Source organism: Blautia marasmi, from assembly GCF_900258535.1.
Taxonomy (GTDB): domain Bacteria; phylum Bacillota; class Clostridia; order Lachnospirales; family Lachnospiraceae; genus Blautia; species Blautia hominis.
In genome coordinates, this window is the sequence record NZ_OIWX01000001.1 from 5,387,255 (window position 1) to 5,409,028 (window position 21,774).

General features: G+C 44.9%; 20 protein-coding genes. 5 read left to right on the top strand and 15 right to left on the bottom strand.

From position 1 onward, the window contains the following. Positions 1 to 5 precede the first annotated feature (5 nt). Complete coding sequence (locus C6P39_RS23600; protein WP_104806035.1) at positions 6 to 569, top strand: YdeI/OmpD-associated family protein; 564 nt, start codon at positions 6 to 8, stop codon at positions 567 to 569. A gap of 140 nt (positions 570 to 709) precedes the next feature. On the opposite strand, the gene C6P39_RS23605 is transcribed toward C6P39_RS23600, so the two are convergent. The 7 genes from C6P39_RS23605 to C6P39_RS23635 form a co-directional block, all read right to left on the bottom strand. Next, entirely contained in the window at positions 710 to 1,117 is a 408-nt protein-coding gene (locus C6P39_RS23605; protein WP_104805393.1) for a VOC family protein, read from the bottom strand. A gap of 47 nt (positions 1,118 to 1,164) precedes the next feature. Further along, complete coding sequence (locus tag C6P39_RS23610) at positions 1,165 to 2,013, bottom strand: helix-turn-helix transcriptional regulator (protein ID WP_242987117.1); 849 nt, start codon at positions 2,011 to 2,013, stop codon at positions 1,165 to 1,167. Continuing rightward, a complete protein-coding gene (locus tag C6P39_RS23615) occupies positions 2,010 to 3,080 on the bottom strand; it encodes a tyrosine-type recombinase/integrase (RefSeq protein WP_095173066.1) in 1,071 nt (356 codons plus the stop codon). Before C6P39_RS23615 ends, C6P39_RS23610 begins: the two co-directional genes overlap by 4 nt. Positions 3,081 to 3,241: 161 nt before the next feature. Further along, complete coding sequence (locus C6P39_RS23620; protein WP_104805394.1) at positions 3,242 to 4,000, bottom strand: ABC transporter ATP-binding protein; 759 nt, start codon at positions 3,998 to 4,000, stop codon at positions 3,242 to 3,244. A gap of 3 nt (positions 4,001 to 4,003) precedes the next feature. Next, entirely contained in the window at positions 4,004 to 6,322 is a 2,319-nt protein-coding gene (locus C6P39_RS23625) for an ABC transporter permease (protein WP_104805395.1), read from the bottom strand. 47 nt (positions 6,323 to 6,369) lie between these two features. Then, positions 6,370 to 7,011, bottom strand: a complete 642-nt coding sequence (locus tag C6P39_RS23630; protein ID WP_104805396.1) for a TetR/AcrR family transcriptional regulator — start codon at positions 7,009 to 7,011, stop codon at positions 6,370 to 6,372. Positions 7,012 to 7,254: 243 nt separating this feature from the next. Next, complete coding sequence (locus C6P39_RS23635; protein ID WP_104805397.1) at positions 7,255 to 7,521, bottom strand: hypothetical protein; 267 nt, start codon at positions 7,519 to 7,521, stop codon at positions 7,255 to 7,257. Between the two features lie 212 nt (positions 7,522 to 7,733). Here C6P39_RS23635 and C6P39_RS23640 point away from each other — a divergent pair, with 212 nt between their 5' ends. Further along, the gene (locus tag C6P39_RS23640) at positions 7,734 to 8,585 is read left to right on the top strand and encodes a helix-turn-helix transcriptional regulator (RefSeq protein ID WP_104805398.1); all 852 of its coding nucleotides are present in this window, start codon (positions 7,734 to 7,736) and stop codon (positions 8,583 to 8,585) included. Continuing rightward, positions 8,578 to 10,608 carry a HelD family protein gene (locus C6P39_RS23645; RefSeq protein WP_104805399.1) on the top strand — a complete coding sequence of 677 codons (2,031 nt, stop codon included), beginning with the start codon at positions 8,578 to 8,580 and terminating at the stop codon, positions 10,606 to 10,608. The genes C6P39_RS23640 and C6P39_RS23645 overlap by 8 nt, the downstream gene beginning before the upstream one ends. A gap of 65 nt (positions 10,609 to 10,673) precedes the next feature. Here C6P39_RS23645 and C6P39_RS23650 read toward each other — a convergent pair whose 3' ends face one another. From C6P39_RS23650 to C6P39_RS23660, 3 genes are read right to left on the bottom strand one after another with little or no spacing between them, the layout of a single operon-like run. Next, positions 10,674 to 11,096 (bottom strand): DUF2000 domain-containing protein, encoded by a 423-nt coding sequence (locus tag C6P39_RS23650; protein ID WP_095173059.1) that lies wholly within the window; start codon positions 11,094 to 11,096, stop codon positions 10,674 to 10,676. Further along, positions 11,080 to 12,009, bottom strand: a complete 930-nt coding sequence (locus tag C6P39_RS23655) for a DMT family transporter (protein ID WP_104805400.1) — start codon at positions 12,007 to 12,009, stop codon at positions 11,080 to 11,082. The genes C6P39_RS23650 and C6P39_RS23655 overlap by 17 nt, the downstream gene beginning before the upstream one ends. After that, positions 12,002 to 12,865, bottom strand: coding sequence for an AraC family ligand binding domain-containing protein (locus C6P39_RS23660; protein WP_065541676.1), 864 nt, complete (start codon positions 12,863 to 12,865; stop codon positions 12,002 to 12,004). Before C6P39_RS23660 ends, C6P39_RS23655 begins: the two co-directional genes overlap by 8 nt. 648 nt (positions 12,866 to 13,513) lie before the next feature. On the opposite strand from C6P39_RS23660, the gene C6P39_RS23665 reads away from it, so the two are divergent. Then, complete coding sequence (locus C6P39_RS23665) at positions 13,514 to 14,707, top strand: MFS transporter (protein ID WP_104805401.1); 1,194 nt, start codon at positions 13,514 to 13,516, stop codon at positions 14,705 to 14,707. A 50-nt stretch (positions 14,708 to 14,757) separates the two neighbouring features. Here the strand turns inward: C6P39_RS23665 and C6P39_RS27615 are convergent, their stop codons facing one another. From C6P39_RS27615 to C6P39_RS23675, 3 genes are all read right to left on the bottom strand, one after another. After that, complete coding sequence (locus C6P39_RS27615) at positions 14,758 to 14,913, bottom strand: hypothetical protein (protein ID WP_157123465.1); 156 nt, start codon at positions 14,911 to 14,913, stop codon at positions 14,758 to 14,760. Positions 14,914 to 14,978: 65 nt separating this feature from the next. Next, positions 14,979 to 16,262 (bottom strand): HD domain-containing phosphohydrolase, encoded by a 1,284-nt coding sequence (locus C6P39_RS23670; RefSeq protein ID WP_158661679.1) that lies wholly within the window; start codon positions 16,260 to 16,262, stop codon positions 14,979 to 14,981. A 100-nt stretch (positions 16,263 to 16,362) separates the two neighbouring features. Beyond that, positions 16,363 to 17,529: a glycoside hydrolase family 5 protein gene (locus C6P39_RS23675; protein ID WP_104805403.1), complete on the bottom strand. Its 1,167-nt coding sequence runs from the start codon at positions 17,527 to 17,529 to the stop codon at positions 16,363 to 16,365. Positions 17,530 to 17,723: 194 nt separating this feature from the next. Here C6P39_RS23675 and C6P39_RS23680 point away from each other — a divergent pair, with 194 nt between their 5' ends. Further along, positions 17,724 to 18,929, top strand: coding sequence for an AraC family transcriptional regulator (locus tag C6P39_RS23680; RefSeq protein ID WP_158661680.1), 1,206 nt, complete (start codon positions 17,724 to 17,726; stop codon positions 18,927 to 18,929). A gap of 13 nt (positions 18,930 to 18,942) precedes the next feature. On the opposite strand, the gene C6P39_RS23685 is transcribed toward C6P39_RS23680, so the two are convergent. Next, positions 18,943 to 20,979 (bottom strand): ABC transporter permease, encoded by a 2,037-nt coding sequence (locus C6P39_RS23685; RefSeq protein ID WP_158661681.1) that lies wholly within the window; start codon positions 20,977 to 20,979, stop codon positions 18,943 to 18,945. Beyond that, a complete protein-coding gene (locus C6P39_RS23690; protein ID WP_104805406.1) occupies positions 20,969 to 21,736 on the bottom strand; it encodes an ABC transporter ATP-binding protein in 768 nt (255 codons plus the stop codon). The genes C6P39_RS23685 and C6P39_RS23690 overlap by 11 nt, the downstream gene beginning before the upstream one ends. Between the last annotated feature and the right edge of the window lie 38 nt (positions 21,737 to 21,774).

The following is a 21,774-nucleotide window of genomic DNA, read 5'->3' on the forward strand; positions in this document are numbered from 1 at the left end:
TGAGTATGGATAATCCACTTTACTTTAAAACACGTGATGAATTCAGAATATGGTTGTCCAAAAACAGCCGATCCAGTGAAGGTGTCTGGCTGCTTTTCGGAAAAACCAAGGAGATTAAAACCTTAAAAGCGCAAGAAGCCCTTGAAGAGGCTTTATGTTATGGTTGGATTGACGGAGTTATGAAACGTGTTGATGATAAATCATATGTGAAATATTTTTCTTTACGCCGTAAAAACAGCAAATGGTCCGAAAAAAATAAGGCACTGGTCAATAGTTTAGAGGAACGCGGCCTGATGACTGAATTCGGAAGAGAAAAAATAGAGGAGGCCATGAAAAACGGCCAGTGGGACAATGCCGGAAAACCTTCCGCAATAACAGAGGAGCAGATAGAAATGGTGGGAGAGTTATTAAAACAAAATGAAGCAGCTTATGCCAATTTTCAAGCAATGTCCCCTTCTGTAAAAAAGACTTATACACGGGCATATTTAGATGCTAAGACAGAAGATGGTAAACTTAAGCGATTGACATGGATGACTGCCCGATTAGAAAAAAACCTGAAGCCAATGTAATGAAAAATAACCGGGGCTGTCGGAAAATGAATCATCCATATTATATATCCCCAACCGACTTCATAGCCTGACGCGATATATAGTATGTGAATTTCATTTCCCGACAGCCCCATTCTGATTCTTTTTATCTGTTCCCGCTGTTATACGTTGTTGGCATCATTCAATTCAAACAGATTTCCCTCAGGGTCTCTAAAATAGGTACAGCGCATCCCCCACGCTTCAATGTATTGAGGTTCGCCCAGAAACATAACACCCGCCTCTTTAAGACGTAAATAGTCCGCGTCTAGATCAAGCGTGGGAATGACCGCCACGACCGTATCCGGCTGTGTGCTGCCATTTGGCTGTTCATACCCTTGGAACATAGGCATAGCATCTCCCGAAAAGATAGCAAAGCAAGGTTTTTCCTGGATACTTGTGGCAAAAGAAGTGTAAGGTCCGTTTCTGTCACCCCAAACTGCAGTCAAGCCGATCTTCTCTGTGTAAAAGTCAAAGCACGCTCCATAATCTTTTCGTACCAGAACACGGATTGTTGTTTCATTAAATTTCATTTCAAAATCCTCTCTTTCTGTTTTATCATTACAGAAATATTATAGACTTAGAATTTTGCTATTTCATTGTAAAAATCGGACATATTGGTTCTGTATTGCTGAGGTGTAATATTACATACCAACTTAAAATCTTTAACAAAGTGGGAGACATCATAATATCCCAGTTTCTCACATATAGAAGCCAATGAATTTGACTTTTCATTCAGAAGCTGAAAAGATTTATTTATCCTCACCAATCGGGAAAAAGATTTCATACTGATACCGAGATGTACATTGAATAATCGGTTTAAATGTCTTGGGCAGTAAAAAATCTTTTCTGAAATGTCAGCAGAAGCCATTGTCCCTTCCGTTTGGATGATGACTTTGATGGCATGCGCAAGCTCTTTCGGGTATTGAAAAAGAATACTTTGCAAAATTATTTTTTCAAATTTATAAAGCAACTCATCTACAGATAAAGAAGTTCTAAAAATCTTTTTCATTGCCGTATCCAGAGAAGTATCCATCATGGAAAAGGGTATGATCTTATCGGTCAGTTCATTTTGATTTATCTTTTTTAAAGGGTAAAATCCTGCCGGCTGAAATTCAACAATGAAGATACTGTCACATTTATTGGCAATATTACCTACCTTGACTGACTTTGTAGCCGGCCCAAACAAAAGGCTGTAAAGTTCAGTCTGATAATAGAAGAGTACAAGTGTAACGCTGCCATGAGGCATAATCGTATAATCATCTGAAATGATCGTTCTATTGGGAAAAGTAATTGTAAAATTCGATATGATATTTTTTAATTTATCACAGGGAAGCAGGTATGCAAAATTCTCTTCCCGGATCAGTATTTCCCTGTCTTTGGATATATGCAGCAAACTGCCTTTATTAATCATTACTCTGACACTCATTGTTCTTTTTCCCTTAACCTTACCGCACTTGCCGCAGCCCGCCTTCTGGAGTCTTTCAGTTTAGCGTAATGTTTCTGTGTTGTGGACACACTTTTATGTCCCAGAACGTCCGCCACGAGGTAGATATCCCCCGTCTCTTCGTAAAGGGCAGTACCGTAAGTAGAGCGTAGCTTATGGGGTGTGATTTTTTTATTTGTGATAATGGGCTGCGTGTATTTTTTTACCATCTTCTCCGTAGCCCTGACACTGAGACGGGTTCCCTGGAGGGAGAGGAAGAGTGCATTTTCATGACCCGGCTTTGTCTCCAGATTTTCTCTTTCCTCCAGATAATTCAGAAGGGCGATCTCTACTTCCTCACCAAAATAAACAATTTTCTCATTTCCGCCTTTTCGTATGACACGGAGACCGCTGTTTTTAAAATTGACATCCGAAATATCCAGCCCCACACACTCAGACACGCGCAGGCCGGTACCGAGAAAGAGGGTAATGATCGCAATATCACGCGTTTTTGTCTTTAAATAATAGCCCTTTTGGTGAGGCGTCAAATTGTCACTGAATTCCTCCATAGAATCTAAGATCATAGCAATTTCGTCAGGATCCAGTTGGATTATAGCTTTTTCGTGAACTTTTGGGACGTCCACAATGCGGGTTGGATTATTTTTAACCATTTCATGTTTATAGAGATAGTCAAACAAGCTCCTTAACGCAGAAATCTTTCTTGATATACCAATTTCACCGTTTGTCATTGCCTCGCCTGTATTTTGGCTTTCGTAAACTTTCAGATAATTCTGAAATTCTTCAATATCGGTGGGACGAAGATTTTCCAGTACAGCAAGGGATATACTGCGAAGATCCGAATTTTTCAAAACGGGATTTGCAGTTGTAAGGAATTGAAAAAATATCTTTAGATCATAACAATATGCAATTTGGGTCTGCATACTAAGCGTTGTCTGGCGGCCTCTGCAGAAATCCTGTACATACGGAGGAAGCTCCGCCAGAATATTTCTGAGACGGATATTGTTATCAATATATTTTTTCTCGTGATAGCTGATGTTTTTTTTCTCCATGAATTTACACCTCATTATGATTAAGTTCTTAGCAGCGAATTTACCTAATTATAGCCCATCCGGACAAAAAAGTCCACAACTATTCGTAAAATGGACATTTCGCGAATAGTTATGGAGCGCTCATTTTCTTTTCCAGGCAGCCTTTACAGACTGCCCGAAGCCTAAATGCCAATTTGCTGCATCCGTTTCATGATGATATCTTCCCGTTTGTCATAGTTTTCTGTTTTTTCGTTCTCAAATCTCAATTCACTGACGATCTTTCCGTCCTGCATAAAAAGTACACGCCTGGTTTTTGCCGCCACCTTTGCGTCATGGGTGACCACAAGGACCGCGGTGCCTTCCGCATTGATTTCTTTTAAAAGTGCCATTATTTCCTGTGCAGACTTGGAATTTAACGCACCTGTAGGCTCATCTCCGAAAATGATATCCGGTTCACTCATAAGTGCCCTGCATATACCAGCCCTCTGAAGCTGGCCCCCGGATACCTGGGTGATGTCTCTTTCTTCCAGTTCTTCTATACCCACCTTTTTCATGAGGTTCTTAGCTTTTAACGTCACGGCTCTGACATTTCTGCGATTATCCCGCATGGCAGGCAGGATAATATTATCTAAAAGGTTCAGATTCTTCAAAAAGGCCGGCTGCTGAAAGACAAATCCCATCTTGTTCCTGCGCAGATCAGATAAAGCATCCTCCTTCAGACCTGACAACCGGCAGCCGTCAAACACTACGGATCCACTGTAAGTGGGATCCATACCGCTCAGCGTGTAGAGAAGGGTGGATTTTCCCGACCCGGATGGACCCATGACCGAAACAAATTCACCTTTTTCGATTTCCAGAGACACACCATCCAGCACAATATGCTCTTCCCTGCCTTCCCCATAAGATTTTACGATTTCTTTTCCATATAATAAATGCTCCATTCACTACTCCTTTATTGATTGGGAAATACATACATTTCCCGCCTTAGCTGTACCTGTTATGGTTGCTGTTAACGCTGCAAAGATCAAAATTGCCGGTGATAATACAAATGCAGACAGAGGATTGACTGTAAATTGAAAGGCTGCTGCTCCCAGGGAGGAAATTGCGGCACCTGCCATTCTTTCCCCCAGTGTCCCGGCAAGTATGGTTCCCAGCAGGATCCCCAAAAGCATCACTGCCGCTGACCTCCAGACATATTGCATGGAGATATCCGAGTCCGTATATCCCATTGATTTTAATACTGCTATGGAATATCTGTCTTTGGATATCAAAAGCTTTATAAACAACAGGATAACCAAAAGGGTAACAGCCACAGCCACAAAAGCAGCTCCCACAGATGCTGTTTTTACCGAACGAAGCGTCTGCCCAAAGGTCTGTGATACATATGTTTCAATACCGGAAACTTTTGCATATGGGAACGTATCCCCATATTCCGAAATCTTTTCCGAAAGCAGATCCGGCTCTCTTAAATTCACACAGACGGTACTCCGGGCAGTTTCCTGGGTCCCCGGTGTAAAAGCCGCCTTTGCTGTTTTCCCTCCATTGGTAATGTCTGAATAAATGCCACAGACAGTCAGATGTTTTTCCCCTTCGTCTGTGAGAAGCGTTATCTCATCACCAACTTCTTTTCCCAGCTCCTTTGCATAGAGCACAGATAAGGCAAGCTCATCAGAAGAGGAAGGCATCTTACCCTGGGCGTATTGCAGAGGAAACACTCCATGGTTTCCAAGTTCTACCTTTATATGTTCTGTTGTTCCGTCTTTCTGTTCTAAACTGAAGATCTCGGTCACAAAGACCGCATAGGTCTCAACTGCCGTGTCCTGTTCCAGATACTCTCCTACATTCACGGCCTTTTCTTCTATCTTATCCGTCTGCTGTATATCCATACGAAGATTGCAGCGCCCCACCCCAAGATAAGTAATGAAACTGCTGTCTGAAATGGTATGATACAGATTCTGCGGTACCACCATAATAAAACATGACAGTATGATCACAAGCAGTATCGTGATATACAGCCGCTTTCTGGCTAATATATCTTTTACTCCCAAAAACAGGTTGGTGCTGAGCCATCTGTTTTTGGACAGTTTGCATTTCTTTGTGCCATACACCTTTTCCTGTTCCGCACCCTGGCGGATCGCCTGGACTGCTGATATTCTGTGGAATTTTTTCAGTATTCTGTTAATGCAGAAAAGGATGAAAAAGAATAGGAGCAAAATTCCAACTATTCCCGCCAACAAGGAAAATGTGTCTTTTCCGCTCTCTCCCAGATTTACGCGGATACTCTCCTGCAATGGCCCACTAAATACCAGAGACAAAAGGAACCCTGCCCCGCATCCCACTGCAGCAAGAACAGCATAGACAGACAGATAAATACTGCGGATATCCGACACACGGATACCGATCGCTTTCATTACTCCGATTTCCCGATAATCATCCTCAATTTTTGCCAGCAGTGTAAAACGTATACAGAGCAGAGATATGAAAATGACAAGCACACTGACCAGCAGAATGACCGCGATCATGATTCCGTCGGAAACTGCGCTGATCATCCGAAAAAGCGGCCAGGTGAGAGTCGGCCCGTTAGCCGGCAGTTCCGAAGCACTGTAGGCAGCCTCAAAATGGCTCAGATTAGACAAATCCTTCAGACGGAATTCAATCAGATATTCCACGCTGCCGGATGCCCTCATCCGTTCATAATCTCCTGCGCTCACAAGAAACCTTTTAGAGGAGGCAAGTGTAGAATTCATCTGGGAGTCCCGGACAAAACCGGCTACCACAAAGGTCTTTCCGTCCACTACCGCCTTGTCACCTACTTTTGCAGTTCCATCTCTGTTATAACTGACCGGAACAAACAGTTCCCCGTCTTTTGGCTGCACCGGCTTGTTTGTTTCATCCAGCAGAAAATCAAACCGGCTGCTCTGTACACTGAAACCGTTATCCTGCACACTGGCTGTCAGGGAATTCTCACCCAGCTTGATTTTTTCGTTGTTCACATTTAGAAATTCCAGGACTTGAAAATCCTCTACATCCCCATTGGCCTGTGCAAATCTCTCTAACTCCTCAAAAGCAATATCCCCTGCATGCATCTGCATAAAATGCGGGGTTTTCGCATCTTTCATAAGCGAATCAATAGACCCGAAAAGATGAATGACAAGAATCCCTGCCAGTGACAAAAGCATAGCCGCAGCGGCAATAAATAACACTGTGATGAAGGATATTATTTTATTTCCTGTAATATCTCTCCGGATAATTTTATGATTCATATACACCTCTGTTTTCCAGCAAATGATCGGACTTCATCCGCTTACTCTTATTCCCCGTCTGCAAACATTTTCATAATGTAAGCAAGCCGTCCTTTCTCTATACCGAGAAGCCGCTCCAAATGGAAAACAAACGCTGTTATGCGGTCCATGCGCTGTTCCTCAGTCAATTCTACCACGCCGTCATCCAGCATAGTATTCAGATATGCGACCACCATTTCCATACATTCCAATGGATAAGGGGTATCAAATAGCCCCTGTTCGATTCCGTCCGTCAGAACGATGGCCAGGATAGGGGGAACCTGGCCCATAATGACCTTTTTTGACTTCTGATGCATCAGTGCATTCTGAGGCCGGTGCAGATGTTCGATCATGCCTTTTCCTCCCGCCCCTTCCGTCTCTTCCAGACGCAGAGCCATGACAACCCGCAGCATACGCTCCTCAACAGGAATCCCCTTGTCTTCTGCGATCCTGCGGGCCTGTGACAGCATCCTTTCACTTTGTCTTTCTATAATAGCATCCATAATATCTTCTTTTGACTTAAAATGATGGTAAAGTGTCCCCCTGGCAATCCCTACTGCCTCCAGGATCTCGTTCGTACTGGTATTGTCAAACCCTTTCAGAGCGAACAGCGCTGCTGCTGCATCTAATATCTCATTTTTTCTTTCGCCGGCTTCTTTGACTACACGCATAATACTCTCCCTCTTTACAGACCGACTGTCTGTCTATTTGTTCTCATACTATCATCAACGACTGCTGCTGTCAAGAAATATTTGAAGCAATTGCCTTCACAATCTATATAGATAATGTTATCATGGAAATCAATGCAGAAACCTGCAGCGCCGACAATATCAGTCAGCGCTTATAGATTTTAAGAAATGGAACCTATGACACGGCTGCTGCACGCAGTGCAGTCCGTTAATAAGACCGGTATGTTACAATACCTTTAAAGCTATTTCAAGAACAAACGCAGTGATACAGATCATTAAGATAATAACCATGATCGTAACTGGCTGCAGCAGCATAAAATATTGAGCCGCCATAACAATTCCTACAAACAAGGCAGCTCCGCCTTCTATGCGGGAATGAAGGGGTATCTTTTCGACTCCATGATACCGGCTGATAAACGGTAGTTTCCCGCTTATAACAGCAGCTATCCCCCAGACTGCAATCATAACACCAATAATAACAATTCCAATCATCCCGGCACCTCCGTTTTTTCTCTGTCCTGTCACCTATAAGAGCCGCAAAACATCCGTGTTCTATATCTTTTATTATATCAGATAAGTGTAAGAAATTCAGCTTTTATCTCCATAAAATTTCGACAACTTCTGCCCTGACTAAAAAACCGCAAGAACGATTAAACATGCCACCTCAAAGCAAGATATAATATCTCTCTGAAAGGAGGTTCGCTATGCCGAATCAAACGATAGAAAATATTGTGACTGCCATCCATTATCTTGAAGCACACTTAACGGAGAAAAATGATTTGGATACTGTTGCAGATGCCCTTCATTATTCCAAATACCATCTGCACCGTATGTTCACAAATACCGTGGGAATGACCATACATGAATATGTTCTTCGCAGACGGCTGACCGAGGCAGCCAAGCTTCTGGTCTTCTCTGACAAGCCGGTTCTTGATATTGCACTGACTGCCGGATACGAAAGCCAGCAGGCCTTTACAAAAATATTTACTGCCATGTACAAGCAGCCTCCCAGCAAATACCGGGAGAATGAGAAATTCTATCCCCTGCAGTTAAAATTTGAATTAGAAGGGAGTTATCATATGCTGAACAGTTACGGAGACCCGGCATGGAACATCACATACGCGAAAGACGGTGACATCCCATGCTGGATGGAGCTGGTGCGGCTGGTCATAGATGGTTTTCCATATTTGGATGAAAAGGACTATATGCAGGTGCTGAGACGAAGCATTGCCGAAAGACAGGCCCTCATTCTAAAAGACGGAAGAACAGCCATCGGTATTCTGCTGTTTTCCCGGGAGAACGGAAGTATAGATTTTATGGGCACCCACCCGCTTTACAAGAAAAAAGGCATTCCAAAGGCTTTTCTGGACAAAGTGATGCACGAACTTTTAGATGGAAAAGAGATCAGCATCACCACTTACAGGGAGGGGGACCGGGCAGATACCGGACACCGCATGGAAATTAAGGATCTGGGCTTTGCCGAAGCAGAACTGCTGGTGGAATACGGTTATCCCACCCAGCGCTTTGTCCTGCCAAAGGAGGAACCACATGCATAAATTTCCGGATGAAACTGCCCATCTTGCCGCAGTTCTTCAAAAACTGGATACAGCGCTTCAGGAAGCCAGCTTAGATGTGGAAAAGATTGACATGGAATATAAAAACGCCAAACGTTATATGGCACAGTACCGGGGCGAACTGGATCCCCATGAAATGTTCCAAAATGAGCTTCTTCTAAAGCAGACAGACCACAAAGGCACCATTGCCGCTGCATCCAGAGATAAGCTTGTCAGACTGAAGGATTCCCCTTACTTTGCCCGCATTGACTTTAAACATGAAAATGGGGAATCTATGAACGTATATATTGGCCGCTTTACGTTCCGTTTTGGAGATGAGATGCTTATCTATGACTGGCGTGCCCCTGTCTCCGGTATGTTTTATGACTATGAAACAGGTCCTGCTGGCTATGAGGCCCCCACCGGAAGGATAGACGGGTATCTGACCAGAAAAAGACAATTTAAGATTAAAAACTGCATCATGGAATATGCCCTGGAGAGTTCTTCCAACATTCAGGATGACGTCCTTCAAAGAGAACTTTCCCACACCTCTGACGAGAAGATGAAATCCATCATCTCAACCATTCAGAAAGAGCAGAATAAGATCATTCGGAATGAGAATGCAGGTACACTCATCCTTCAGGGTGTAGCCGGTTCCGGAAAAACTTCCATTGCCCTCCACCGGATCGCTTTTTTACTCTACCGATTCAGAAACCGACTGACTGCCAAAAATGTAACTATCCTCTCACCCAACAAAGTGTTTGGGGACTACATTTCCAATGTCATTCCCGAGCTGGGGGAGGAGCCTATTTATGCGCTCAGTTTTTCCGATATCGCAGAAATCCAGCTGGAGGGTCTTATCTATTTTGATGAGGAACAGAATCCTTTGGAGAATCGGGAGGAAAAACGGTCACAGAGAGTTCGGTTTAAATCAACATTGGATTTCGTAAAGAGGATAGATACCTATACGGCTGATCTGGAAAACACGGTCTTTGCCCCGTCTGATTACACCTTCGGCCCTTTTACTGCCCATAAGGACTGGATCCGAAAGCGGTTTGCGGCTTATAAAAAATATCCGGTAAAACAGAGACTTCCTATGATTGCAGAGGATATATGCCACAAGTTTGAGGATGAAAATATTATGGAAAACGAGCTGCCCAGACCCCGCGCAGTTCTAAAATCTCTCACTTCCATGCTTACCTTCCGCAGCACCCTGGCCTTATATAAAGATTTTTACCGCAAAATGGGCATGTCCCAAATGTTTGTCCTGCCGTCAAAAAAGACTTTGGAATGGTCCGATGTATATCCGTTTCTTTACCTTCACGCTTCCTTTGAAGGTCTGAAGGTAAGCAGACTCACCAAGCATCTGGTTATAGACGAAATGCAGGACTACACGCCAATCCAGTACGCTGTGATCAATCTGCTTTTTCCATGTCCAAAGACTATCTTGGGTGATTTTGGGCAGATCCTAAATCCTGATCATACCCATACCCTGGCTGATCTGCGGACAATATATAAGAATGCGGAGTTTGCGGAGCTGAATACCAGCTACCGTTCTACCTGGGAAATCATGCATTTTGCCAAATCTATTCTGCATCACACAAAGATTCAGCCTGTGGAACGCCACGGAGAAGCTCCCGCTGTGATCTCCTGTAAAACCGATGAGGAGGAACTACAGCACATACTAGCAGCGATCCACCGTTTTCAGAAAAGCGGCTTTGCTACTTTGGGTATAATCCTAAAAACAGACCGGGCGGCAGAAACGCTTAATCAACTCCTGTGCTCCCAATATAAAACAGCGCTTATTTCCCCTAAGAGTACAAGCTTTCACAACGGCATATCCGTTACCTCTGTGCGGATGTCAAAGGGACTGGAATTTGATGAAGTTATCCTTCCTCATGCGGGATGCGAAACTTATGCTTCCGAATATGACAGAAGTCTTCTTTACATTGCCTGCACCAGAGCCATGCACAAGCTTACCCTTCTGTATACCAAAGATCCATGTCCTTTCCTACCATTACAGTGATCCCCTTCTACTGCTGTACAAAAAACGGGCGATTCCGCATAAAAGCGGTATCGCCCGTTTTCTTCCTATCTCAACAGCGGCAGACTGCCTGTGAGTTTATTGACCAGCTTTTTGGCTCCGCAGATTCCGATACCGAAGTAAGTCATTTCTTTTTCCTCCACCCCCGCTGCTTTTTTAATATACTCCTCATAGACATTACAGCTCTGTGCCACATCCGAAAAATCAACCACGATCAGATCAGCGAATTCCGGCTGGTAGAGCTGCTCCCGGATCGTCCTGATCTTTTCCCGGTCTGCTTTCAGGATGGGAACCGGCAATTCAATGATTCCCAGGTGTTCTTTTCCGCTCTTATCAAGGACATCCGGTCCCACCGTCTCAGGGATGTGTTTTCCCAAGGTGATTCCCATGATTCCCGCTGTGTTTGCCAGAATGCCCAGAGGCAGGTCCTGGTCCAGTACCATGACGCATTTATCATTTTGTGCCTGCATATACTTTATACTCCTTTGCTTTTGCTGTATGTTTCTCTGTTTTTCTGTCCTCGGATAAAAAGAGGCCGATCAAAGTCAGAACGATACCCAGAATAATTGTCATCGTCAATTTTTCATGCAAAATAAGCGCTGATGTGACCGCTGTTATGACAGGGACCATGTAGATATAAACACTAGTTTTCACAGAGCCCAAGATCTTCACGGCAAGGTTCCATGTCACAAAGCACAATGCAGAAGCCCCAAATCCCAAAAACAGAAGATTCAGAACGTTTTTAAGACTGGCAAACTGCATAAGTTCAATATGGAAATCCATCAGGAACAAAGCCGGAACCATAAAGATCAGCCCATAAAAAAACGTCCGCCTTGTAGTCTGAATGGTATTATATCCAAACCCACTGATCTTTTTTGTGATCGTTGAAAATGCGGCCCAGATCATTGCCGCTATTACAGCCAGCAAATCCCCCATAGGATTTAACTGCAGATCCTTATCCCCTCCGAAGCTGATCAGGAAGATACCTGTAAGTGCTATTAAAAAGCCCACAAAGAACCTTGTTTTTGGCCGTTTGTCATGCAGAAACAAGCAGGAGAATATAACCGTAAAAAATGGCGCGATAGAGATGATAACGCCCACATTGGAAGCCAGTGTATAAGTCAGCGCTATATTTTCAAACAGATAATACAGGGTCACGCCACAAAGCCCTGCGGCTGCAAAGTACCACTCTTGTTTCCTCTCACGGATGTTCAGCCTGCGCGGGCAGACACACCAAAGAGCCATGTATCCAATCATAAAACGGATAAATAAAATCTCCACCGGCTCAAAGCTTCTAAGAAGCACCTTGGTGGAAATAAAGGTGGTGCCCCAGATCAATATGGTAAGAAAGGCAGCAATATGCCCATGTATTGTCTTATTCATTTGTCCACTCCTTTGCCGGAGTGACAGGCAGCGGTTTATCCGTAAAGATTTTCTGATACTGTTTTGGTGTCAGTCCGATAAATTCTTTGAAAAAGTTGGTAAAATGGCTCTGGTCCGCAAACCCCGCCATATCTGCCGCATCAATAGGCGCCACGCCCTGTTCCAGGAACTTTTTTGCTTTTTCCAGGCGCACGGTCTGCAGATAACGGTAAGGTGAAACACCTACCTGCTTTGTAAAAGAACGCAGCAGATACGATTTGCCGAAACTTGTCATGGAAAGCAGGTCATCCAGCGTAATATTCTCGGAAAAATGTTTCTCCATATAATGACAGAGTGTCTTGATCTGCTGATTTGGCTCTGATATATCAATTTCATCAAAAGGAGCTGCATGTTCCTGCAGGATCTGCTCCAGAAGGAAGAAAAATGCCTCTTCTTTTTTCAGTTTAGGTGCATGGGTAAGGATGGCATCGTACAGATCACCGATGGATTGTGTAATGTCACTTTGATACACCACGTTGCTGGTAAAATGCAGGACAAAATCCCTCCCCGTAATTTCTTTGACTGCTCTCTCCATCACGTCCACATTAATATTCACAGCACGGTAATCTAATATTTCACCATTGATAGGTGCACAGTAGTGGTTATCTCTGGGATTAAACAGGATCAAATCCCCTGCAGTCAAATCGTACTCTTTGCCTTTGCACCAGAGATGCCTTTTACCTCCCTCCACAAACCCGATCACATAATAATCATGAAAATGGTTTGGAAACTTTTGGACAATACCGCTCAAATTATAAGCCTCTATCTCCAGGTCATGGTCATAATACACATGCCTTTGTTCTTGTTCTGCGTGCATCTTTTGTCCTCCTCCTTTCATTTTCACTATTGTAGCATCTTGGAAAAAAGAATTCTTGAATGATATGACACCTGAGGTCCCATATCCGCGTCAAACAGAACTCCGTATACATTTTGGTCCATTATAACATATACAAACTCTCCATTGACAAGGAACTTTTTTACATGCTATATTAATGGATAAGATACAAAGATGATCCGAATGAGGTGGCTATTATGAATTTCATTTTAACCGATAAATTGAGAAGACGAATCAGCTCCGTACAGATAACGTTTCCGGTGAGACATTGTACGGAGTTCAGATAGCGGCAGAACTGCTGCATTCACCGGGAAACAGCTGCACTTCGTATCAGATTTTCTGATGCGTTTATTTGTGTACCTGTTTTCCGTGGATACCACAGTTCTGGATCTGGCTGCGGCGATGTGTTCGCCACAGCCTTTTGTCTGTATATTGACTGGCAGAGGCTTATAATGTCCTCTGCCTTTTTGCTGCCCGGCAGAGACATTTCAATACCGTGTGAAGCATGAAAATCCCGAGGCAGCCAGCGCGATATGGTGAAGAATGCACCATATCTGTGTATCGCGAAGCGTGTTACTGGACACGGAGTGTACAGTAACTTTATTATTTCTTAGAAAGAGGTATTATTTTATGGATTTAAATACATGGAAAGGGAAAACCTTTCGCTTTTTAACAGCCCAGACGATCTCCCTGTTCGGTTCTTCCCTGGTGCAGTACGCCATTGTCTGGTATATTACACTGACAACATCTTCAGGAAAGATGCTGACCATCTCCACCCTCTGCGGATTCCTTCCCCAGATCATCATTTCACTTTTCGCCGGGGTATGGATTGACCGTTATGACAGGAAGTTCTTGATCATGCTCTCAGATGGTGCCATTGCGTGTTCCACGCTTTTGCTGGCCCTTGCCTTCCTGTCGGGACATAAAAACATCTGGTTTCTGTTTGCTGTACTGATCATCCGATCAGCTGGGACCGGGATCCAGACCCCTGCGGTGAACGCCATCTTTCCGCAGCTTGTTCCCAAAGAACATCTCATGAGGATGAACGGACTCAACAGTACCTTCTCCTCCTTCATGATGTTCTTATCACCTGCTGCCGGAGGTGCCATCCTCTCCGCAGCGCCTTTGGAAGCAGCGCTCTTTATTGATGTCATAACAGCTGTTATCGGCATCGGCCTTACTTCCACCATTAAAATACCGCCCTACACAAAATCATCCCCAGATAAGGAATCCGGTCTGCATAAAATAGCCGGTGGTCTTTCTTATCTCAGAGACCATGCTTTTATCAGAAAACTGCTGGTGTTTCAGATCATCATCCTGTTTCTCATAAGCCCCTCCGCCTTTCTGACGCCCCTTATGGTGAGCAGGACCTTTGGACCAGAAGTCTGGCGGCTCACTGTAAGTGAAATGACTTACAGCCTTGGCATGGTGCTGGGGGGAATCCTGATCGCTTCTTGGGGTGGGTTTAAAAATCATCTGCACACTACGCTCTTGGCCGGAGGTGTCTATGGGGCAATTATGATTGGCCTGGGAACAGCACCTGTATTTATTGTCTATCTGATCATGAATACCATGATAGGCGTTACCTCACCCTGTTACAACATGCCCATCAATGTGACCATCCAGGAAAAAGTGGAGCCGGATATGCACGGCAGGATCTTCAGTTTCATGCAGATCTCCACCTCCTGCGCGCTGCCTCTGGGTATGGCATTTTTCGGCCCTCTGGCTGATCATATTCCTGTACAGCACCTTCTCATAGGTGCAGGTGCTCTGGTCCTTACTATCTCTGTCTGCTTTAAACTCTTGAAATGTTTTAAAGAGTGATGATAACAAAGGGAGGCGGCTAAAAGCCGTCTCCCGATTGATTCTATCTGCTATTGCCGGACAGGCACGATTGTCCATCTTCCGTTTTGTTTCATCAAAAAACAGGGATGTCCCAGTTTATACCGGTAATATTTTTCCACAAGCTGCTGAGGGGCAGGAAAATCAAAACGGTCGAGAAAATAAGAAACTTTATAATTTACGGACATGGGCAGTGCCTCCTTCTTTCTGGATACTATATTCTATGCCCTGTCCCCGTCACTTATGACTCCTGTCAGTTGGGATCCGCAGCTTCTGTCCCGCTGTAGAGATATTTTCCCAACAGATACTGGTATTCCTTGCGCAGGCCATAATAGGTATCTAATATGGGCCTGCAGTTATCCTCCACTTCCTCCAAAACCGTATCAAAATTCTCTTTCAGAACCGCTACCACATCACTGTCTATTTTTCTTCCCCTAGCCTGCTCCTCTAAAATAGACAATGTCTTCTCTTTAGAAAAAGCCTCCTTATAGCTCCGTGTGCCAAGCAGTGCACTGACAATATCCGAAACAGCCACGATCCGTTCTTCTATGGTAAGCGCATCCCCGGTGAGTCCTCTGGGATATCCGCTTCCATCCAGCTTTTCATGATGCCTCAGCGCAATTCTTGTTATCTCCTCATCTATGGTGCCGCCCAAAATCTTTTCCGTCAAATCCACATGGGTACGCATGATCGCCATAGCCTGGCTGCTTAATTTTCCCGGATACTCCAATATCTCCACCGGAATTCCGATTTTCCCCAAATCGTGCAGGAGCGCACCGTAAAAAATATTATGTATCTGTGCATCGGACAATCCCATGTGGCTGGCAGCGCAGCAGCTGATGCGGGTCGTTGTGATGGTGTGGGTCACGGTGTGCTGGCTCCTGAAATCAATGGCAAAAATCATCATTCGCAGATACTCTTCACATTCCTTCCCTGACAACTGTACATTCGGAAGGATTTTATGAAAGTCCTTCTCCTCCTCCAGACAGGCCAGCAGGGTAAACTGTCTTTCCGCCTCATAAAACAGATCAAGGATATGGCTGTCGAATTTTGTATCTCTCACTTTTTCCAGGGATACAAACAAATTTTGTGGGTCTGTATTTTCCTGCAGGTATATGTCAATCCGGTCGGCAAGACTGATCATCTGGGCTGCTTCCCGTATCCGCTCTTCCAAGGTGTCCGGCAGATGGACGGCTGCCACGTGATGGAACATAACTGCCCTTGCCCATTCTTTCAGCGGGGAGAGATTCGCCAGAAACAGATACCCGTAGATGGAATGCTCCCAGATATCCTCTGATTCAAACTGGGTCATCCGGTTGATCTCCTCTGTCTTATAAGCGCCGATATCATGCAGCATAGCAAGGATACAGATATCCTGCATGTCTTTTGCAGAATACTTTTTCTGTGCTTCCAACATTCCATAGACAAGAGACGCCACTCTCTTTCCGTGGTCCACCAGCCTTGGGTCCACATAGTTCAGCGTCCGTTCGATCAGGCCGCTTATGTTATTACTGTTGACAACTGCTTTCGCCTCCATATCCATCCTCCGAAATAGTAATTCTCACCTCTTGCATTACAAAAAATCCTGGTATTATTATAATATACCAGGATTGTAATTACAATGTATATCTATTCTATTATTCCTTTGGAAACCATCCGAAATCCGCACATCTTCCAAAATCCCAACTGTCCCATCCGATCCAACCGGCCTCGTTTACCGTATCCACCAGAAGCTTATAGCTCCAGTAAAAATATCCGGAACCTTTTTTCCAGGCTTTCAGCTGCTCTTTGGCAAGTGCGCTGTAAATGCGTTGTTTCTCCTCAGGGCTGACTGTCTCTGCCGCAGGACCTTCCACTCCGTTTAAAACACTTTGGCCGCCTTTTGTGTCACATCCGCAGGCAAGAGAGTTAAACAGACACCATTCTCCACAGATAACGGGAAAATACTGCTGCATCTCTTCAATATCCTTTGCCAAAGTCTCCCGAATATAGGCGGTGTAAGACTCCACGGTCTGCTCACAGCCAAGAGCTTCCGCCACCATCAGATACTGGTGTGTATCCAGCACAACATTCTCATACTTTTCCCCGCGCATAAAGTCCTTCCAGGCCTTCAGCTCAAAGGCATCATGGAATACCACATATTTCTCAGCAGGCATATATGTTCTGATCCTGTCGTAAGCCTCCAGGTAAAAGGCCCGGATAAATTCCATGGTGTTCGGCCCGGACCCCTCTGCTTTTTTTTGATCTGCAGGTCTGTAGCGGTTTTCCACATCCATGGTCTTCCACATATTTTCCAGGATAGGCTCATTTAATATCTCGATTCCCCACAGTCCCCGTCTGGTACCGTATCGTTTTGCCAGGCGCTCCAGAACCCCAAGCTCGAACTTAACCTCATCCGGTTCCTGAGACCATTTGCACACGCCGGAGATGCCGCCGTTGTCAAATCCATTCTGGCTGCCCGGTGCTGTATGCAGGTCTATCAAAATCTGCAGCCCATATTTTTCGGCCCAGTTAAATGCCTTGTCCAATTCCTCCACACATCCGATAAAAGGCTCCCTGTCACCAAAGATAAAGTAAGGCACCGGGATTCTCACAGCATCCATGCCCATGGATCTGATCCTTGTAAAATCCCTCTCGCTTATGTACTCTGCACGGTGGATTTTAATCCTGGCTTCATATACCTCTTTGGAAAGCTGTGTGGGAAGATAATATTCATCCTCCGCTGTGGTTCCCTCAAAAAGTGCCGGACTCATCCATTTTTCCAGTACCAGCCAGTTACCCAGATTCACACCTTTTACATACATGATCCATTCTCCTTTTGGACTTTTCTTTTATTCGTCTTGATCTTATGATAAAAGCAGCGGTTTATATATCACTTTTTCCTGTTTTTTATCACTTTTTTCATATAATCTGTTATACTATTAGGAAGAAAATGATCAGGAGGTTCTTATGTATGAATATCTCTTATAGGAAGAAAATGATCAGGAGGTTCTTATGTATGAATATCTCTTATCTGATGCAGCATATTTCGTACAGCCTGCATACCATCGTACGGAATTATGGGGAAGACCAAAAGCTGCAGGAGAGCTTCTGCGGACGCCCCGATTTTACGGACAGCCGTTTTTTTGAAGCTTATCTGGAGCAAAGGCTGCTCTTTCGGCCTTCTGAGACACTGCCGCTTCTTCTGTCCGTCAGTGATAAACTGGTATATGCCGGGATCACGGTTCCCGGTCATCAGTTTATCATTGGCCCGGTGAAGTTCAAGACTCCCGTGCGTTTGATCCACTGTGCAGAACAGCCGGATATTGACCATGCTTTTTTAGATACGGTCCCCTTCTGTGATCTTAAAGATTTAGCGGGAAATGTCCTTCTGATCCATAACCTTTTCTGGGAACAGACGCTGCTTGAGCGGGACTTGATCTTGTTTAACTGCATTGAGACATCATTGGATACGGAAATCCAGAGACATTTTTCAGATCTGCTGTTTGAGAACCGGGAGGCATCCCGTGGGCACAATCCCTATGACCAGGAACTGCGGGAATTCTCCAGTATTGAAAACGGAGATATCGAACAGTTAGAACAAAGCTGGGCGGAAGACTACACCGGCAATATCGGCGTACTGGCAAAGGACAGGGTGAGAAGCTGGAAAAATATCGGGATCGTGGTGATCACACTGGCAAGCCGGGCCGCCATACGCGGAGGCATCCTTCCTGAAATCTCTTTTTCCCTCAGCGATATCTATATCAACCAAGTGGAGGAGGCGTCTGATCCGGCCTCCATCACACATCTGCTGCGGCAGGCAGAGTACCAGTATACGAATATGGTGAGGGAACAAAAAGAGCAGCAAAGCGGTATGGGGAACAAAGAAAAGAATCCCCATATCCGCCGCTGTAAAGATTATATCTTTGCCCATCTACACGACAGGCTCTCTGTACAGGAAATAGCAGACTATTTGGGAATGAATCCCGGCTATCTCTCTGAACTTTTCCATAAATGCGAGGGAATATCCATCAAAGATTTTATTCTCAGGGAGAAGATCAACCTGGCGAAAAATATGCTGATTTATTCCGGATATTCTCATATTGAAATTGCCGCATACCTTGGCTTTTCCTCCCAGAGCCATCTCGGAAAACAGTTTAAAAAGCTGACAGGTTTTACCCCCGGTGAATACCGCAATACTTACGGTGTAAGATCCACAAACTGAGGCCTATCCCCTCTTATTTTTCCTGCCGGATGAAATCATGCAGACGAAACTGTTTTGTGCCTTTCAGCACATTTCTCTGGTACTGCAGACAGGTAATGACCAGATAACATCCGTACACCGCCAGAAAGATCCCGGCAGCTCCGGCAAAGGAGGCGATCAGCATACTGCGCTGCACAGGAAATGCAAAACCGATCCCCGCCATATAAAGAAGCAGGAAAAACAGGGGAAGGATCATAGGCAGGAAGAAATACACGGCTGACTGTTTTACGGTAAGCTTTCGTATTTCACTGTCCATAGTTCCCATTCGTCTGAGTTGGTCATATTGGTATCTGTACTTTTTGCTGCTGCTGATAAGCTGAACCGCCAATATTGTGGCACAGATAAAGATGCAGATGAATGCGGCATAACAACAGATAAATGCGGTCATCATATAAATGGACTGCATTTCCTCCTTCTGCCCCTGATAAGTGTATGCAGAGATAAAGCTGGGGCCATCAAAACCTACCGTTTTTTCTATGGTTTTCTGAAGCGTGTCCTGATAATCCGTCTTTTCTCTGTCATCCACCATTGCTACATAACATCCTCTTGCCTGTTTCAGCGTTTCACAGGCCTGATCCGGCAAAACAAGAATTGTTTTTGAACCGTATCCGCTCTCGTTTATGTCATCCTGGGCAAAAGGACCTTCCAGGACCTGTTCCAGGCGGTATTCTCTGCCGCCTGTCTTCAGGGAAGTGGCCGCCTTCTCAATCTTATCCCTGTAATATCCTTCCTGTGTCTGAATGGCATATTCGTCCTCCTGCAGGCTGACAGGATCTTCTCCCAGGAAACTCCTAAGCTTATTATAATCCGATAGTCTGATGCAGCGGTCCATATTGGCCTCAGCAGCCCACTCCTCAAACCCCTCAACAGGATCCTGTTTCCGGTCAAGCATATCTGCGATCAGAGTGCTGTCCTCCAGATAATAGATGTCGTATGACAGATCCGCCGTAATTTTACTGTGCTCCTTTATAAAATCACGGCATGCTCCTGCATCCAGTTTTCCGTAATGCTGGGACACCTCCACGTCAAACGGGACTTTTTTTTGCAATGCATCTTCGTAGGCGTTTGCCATAAAGGAGGCGCCCCCCAGTCCCATAAAGGTAAGCAGCAGCAAAATAGAAATAACGCCCATTTGTCTTCCATTGGTGTTCAGGCGGGCGGTTAACTGCCGATAAAAGAATATGTTCAGATGATGCAGTCTTTTTCCGCTCCTTTTATACCGCTGCAAGATCACCTGGGCAAGCTGCCGGTAAAAGAGCATAAGACTTGCCCCCTGAAGTAAAACACCTGCTGCCATAAGGAACATATTCCCGAAACCTGCGAAGAGTTCTATCCTTACAGAAAATGCCACATACAGACAGAGCAGTCCAAGCACTCCCAAAAGCACTGCAGCGGTCATTTTTAACCTGATGTTTTTTCTGCCTGCTGCCGCCACATGCTCATTCTGCCTGCTGTAACTCATCAATTCTTTTATCCTTACCTTTTTCAGTATGCGTCTCTGCTTCAAAAGGCAGAATGCGAACATTACAAAAAAGCAGAGGATAGTCAGACCGATGGCCGGCAGCTGAAACGATAGATCCATGTAATAGGTCTTGTCAAACATTTTAAAGATTACCTGGCTGAGCGCCAGATAAAAAACATTTCCCAGAAGAATGCCTCCCACAAGCGTCACACTGCCAATGACAAGCTGCTCGATGAGGAAAAGACGGCTCATGGCCGGCCGCTCCATTCCCATGGTCATATAACAGGCAAATTCCCGGCTTCTCTGTTCAAAGATAAAATGTGTGATATAGGAGATCAGCCATCCGAGGATCAACACCACCATGACTGTGACACATATGAGAATAGACATCATAGGCCGCATCAGTTTACTGAAGGAATTGATAGCATCAGAAAACAGCAGGGAGTTGTAGGCAAATATCATGGTAATGCTCAGCACAAGAGTCAGCACATAGACCGTGTAATCGCCTATACTCCGTTTTACATTCCGTATAGCCAGTTTAGCGTACATGGGCAACATCACCGCCTAACATAGACATTACATCCAGTATTTCCTGGAAGAATGTTTTCCTGTCCTTGTTCCCCTTGCGCATCTCTGTAAAGATATGCCCATCCCGAAGGAAAAGTATCCTGCTGCAGTGGCTGGCAGTAAATGCGTCGTGGGTAACCATAAGAATCGTGATTCCCATATCGTGGTTCAGGTCATCCATAGTGTCCAAAAGCCTGGCGCTGGATGCGGAATCCAAGGCTCCGGTCGGTTCATCCGCCAGCAGCAGACGCGGCTCATTGACTAGGGCTCTGGCACAGGCACAGCGCTGCTTCTGGCCTCCTGACACTTCATAGGGAAATTTTTCAAGCTCTGAAAGAATTCCCAGTTTTCCCGCAATGGCCTCCACTTTCTTTCCAATCTCCTCCTTTGGCGCCCGGCGTATGGTCAGTGCCAGCTCAATATTTTCCCCTAAAGTCAGAGTATCCAGAAGATTATATTCCTGGAACACAAATCCCAGGTTTTTGCTCCTGAAACGTGCGATCTCCTTTTCCGTTAATTTTGTAATGTCCTTTTGGTCCAGCAGGATCCGTCCGCCGGTAGGCTCATCCAGAGTGGAAATACACTGCAGCATAGTAGTTTTCCCGGAGCCGCTGGCCCCCATTATGCCAACAAATTCGCCCGGTTCCACAGAAAAGCTCACATCATCCAATGCCTTTGTCACATTTGTGCTCTCTCCATAATATTTGGAGACATGTTCAATATTCAGTAATGGTTCCATATTTATCACCTCAGGTACAGGGTACCATATCTGTCTTC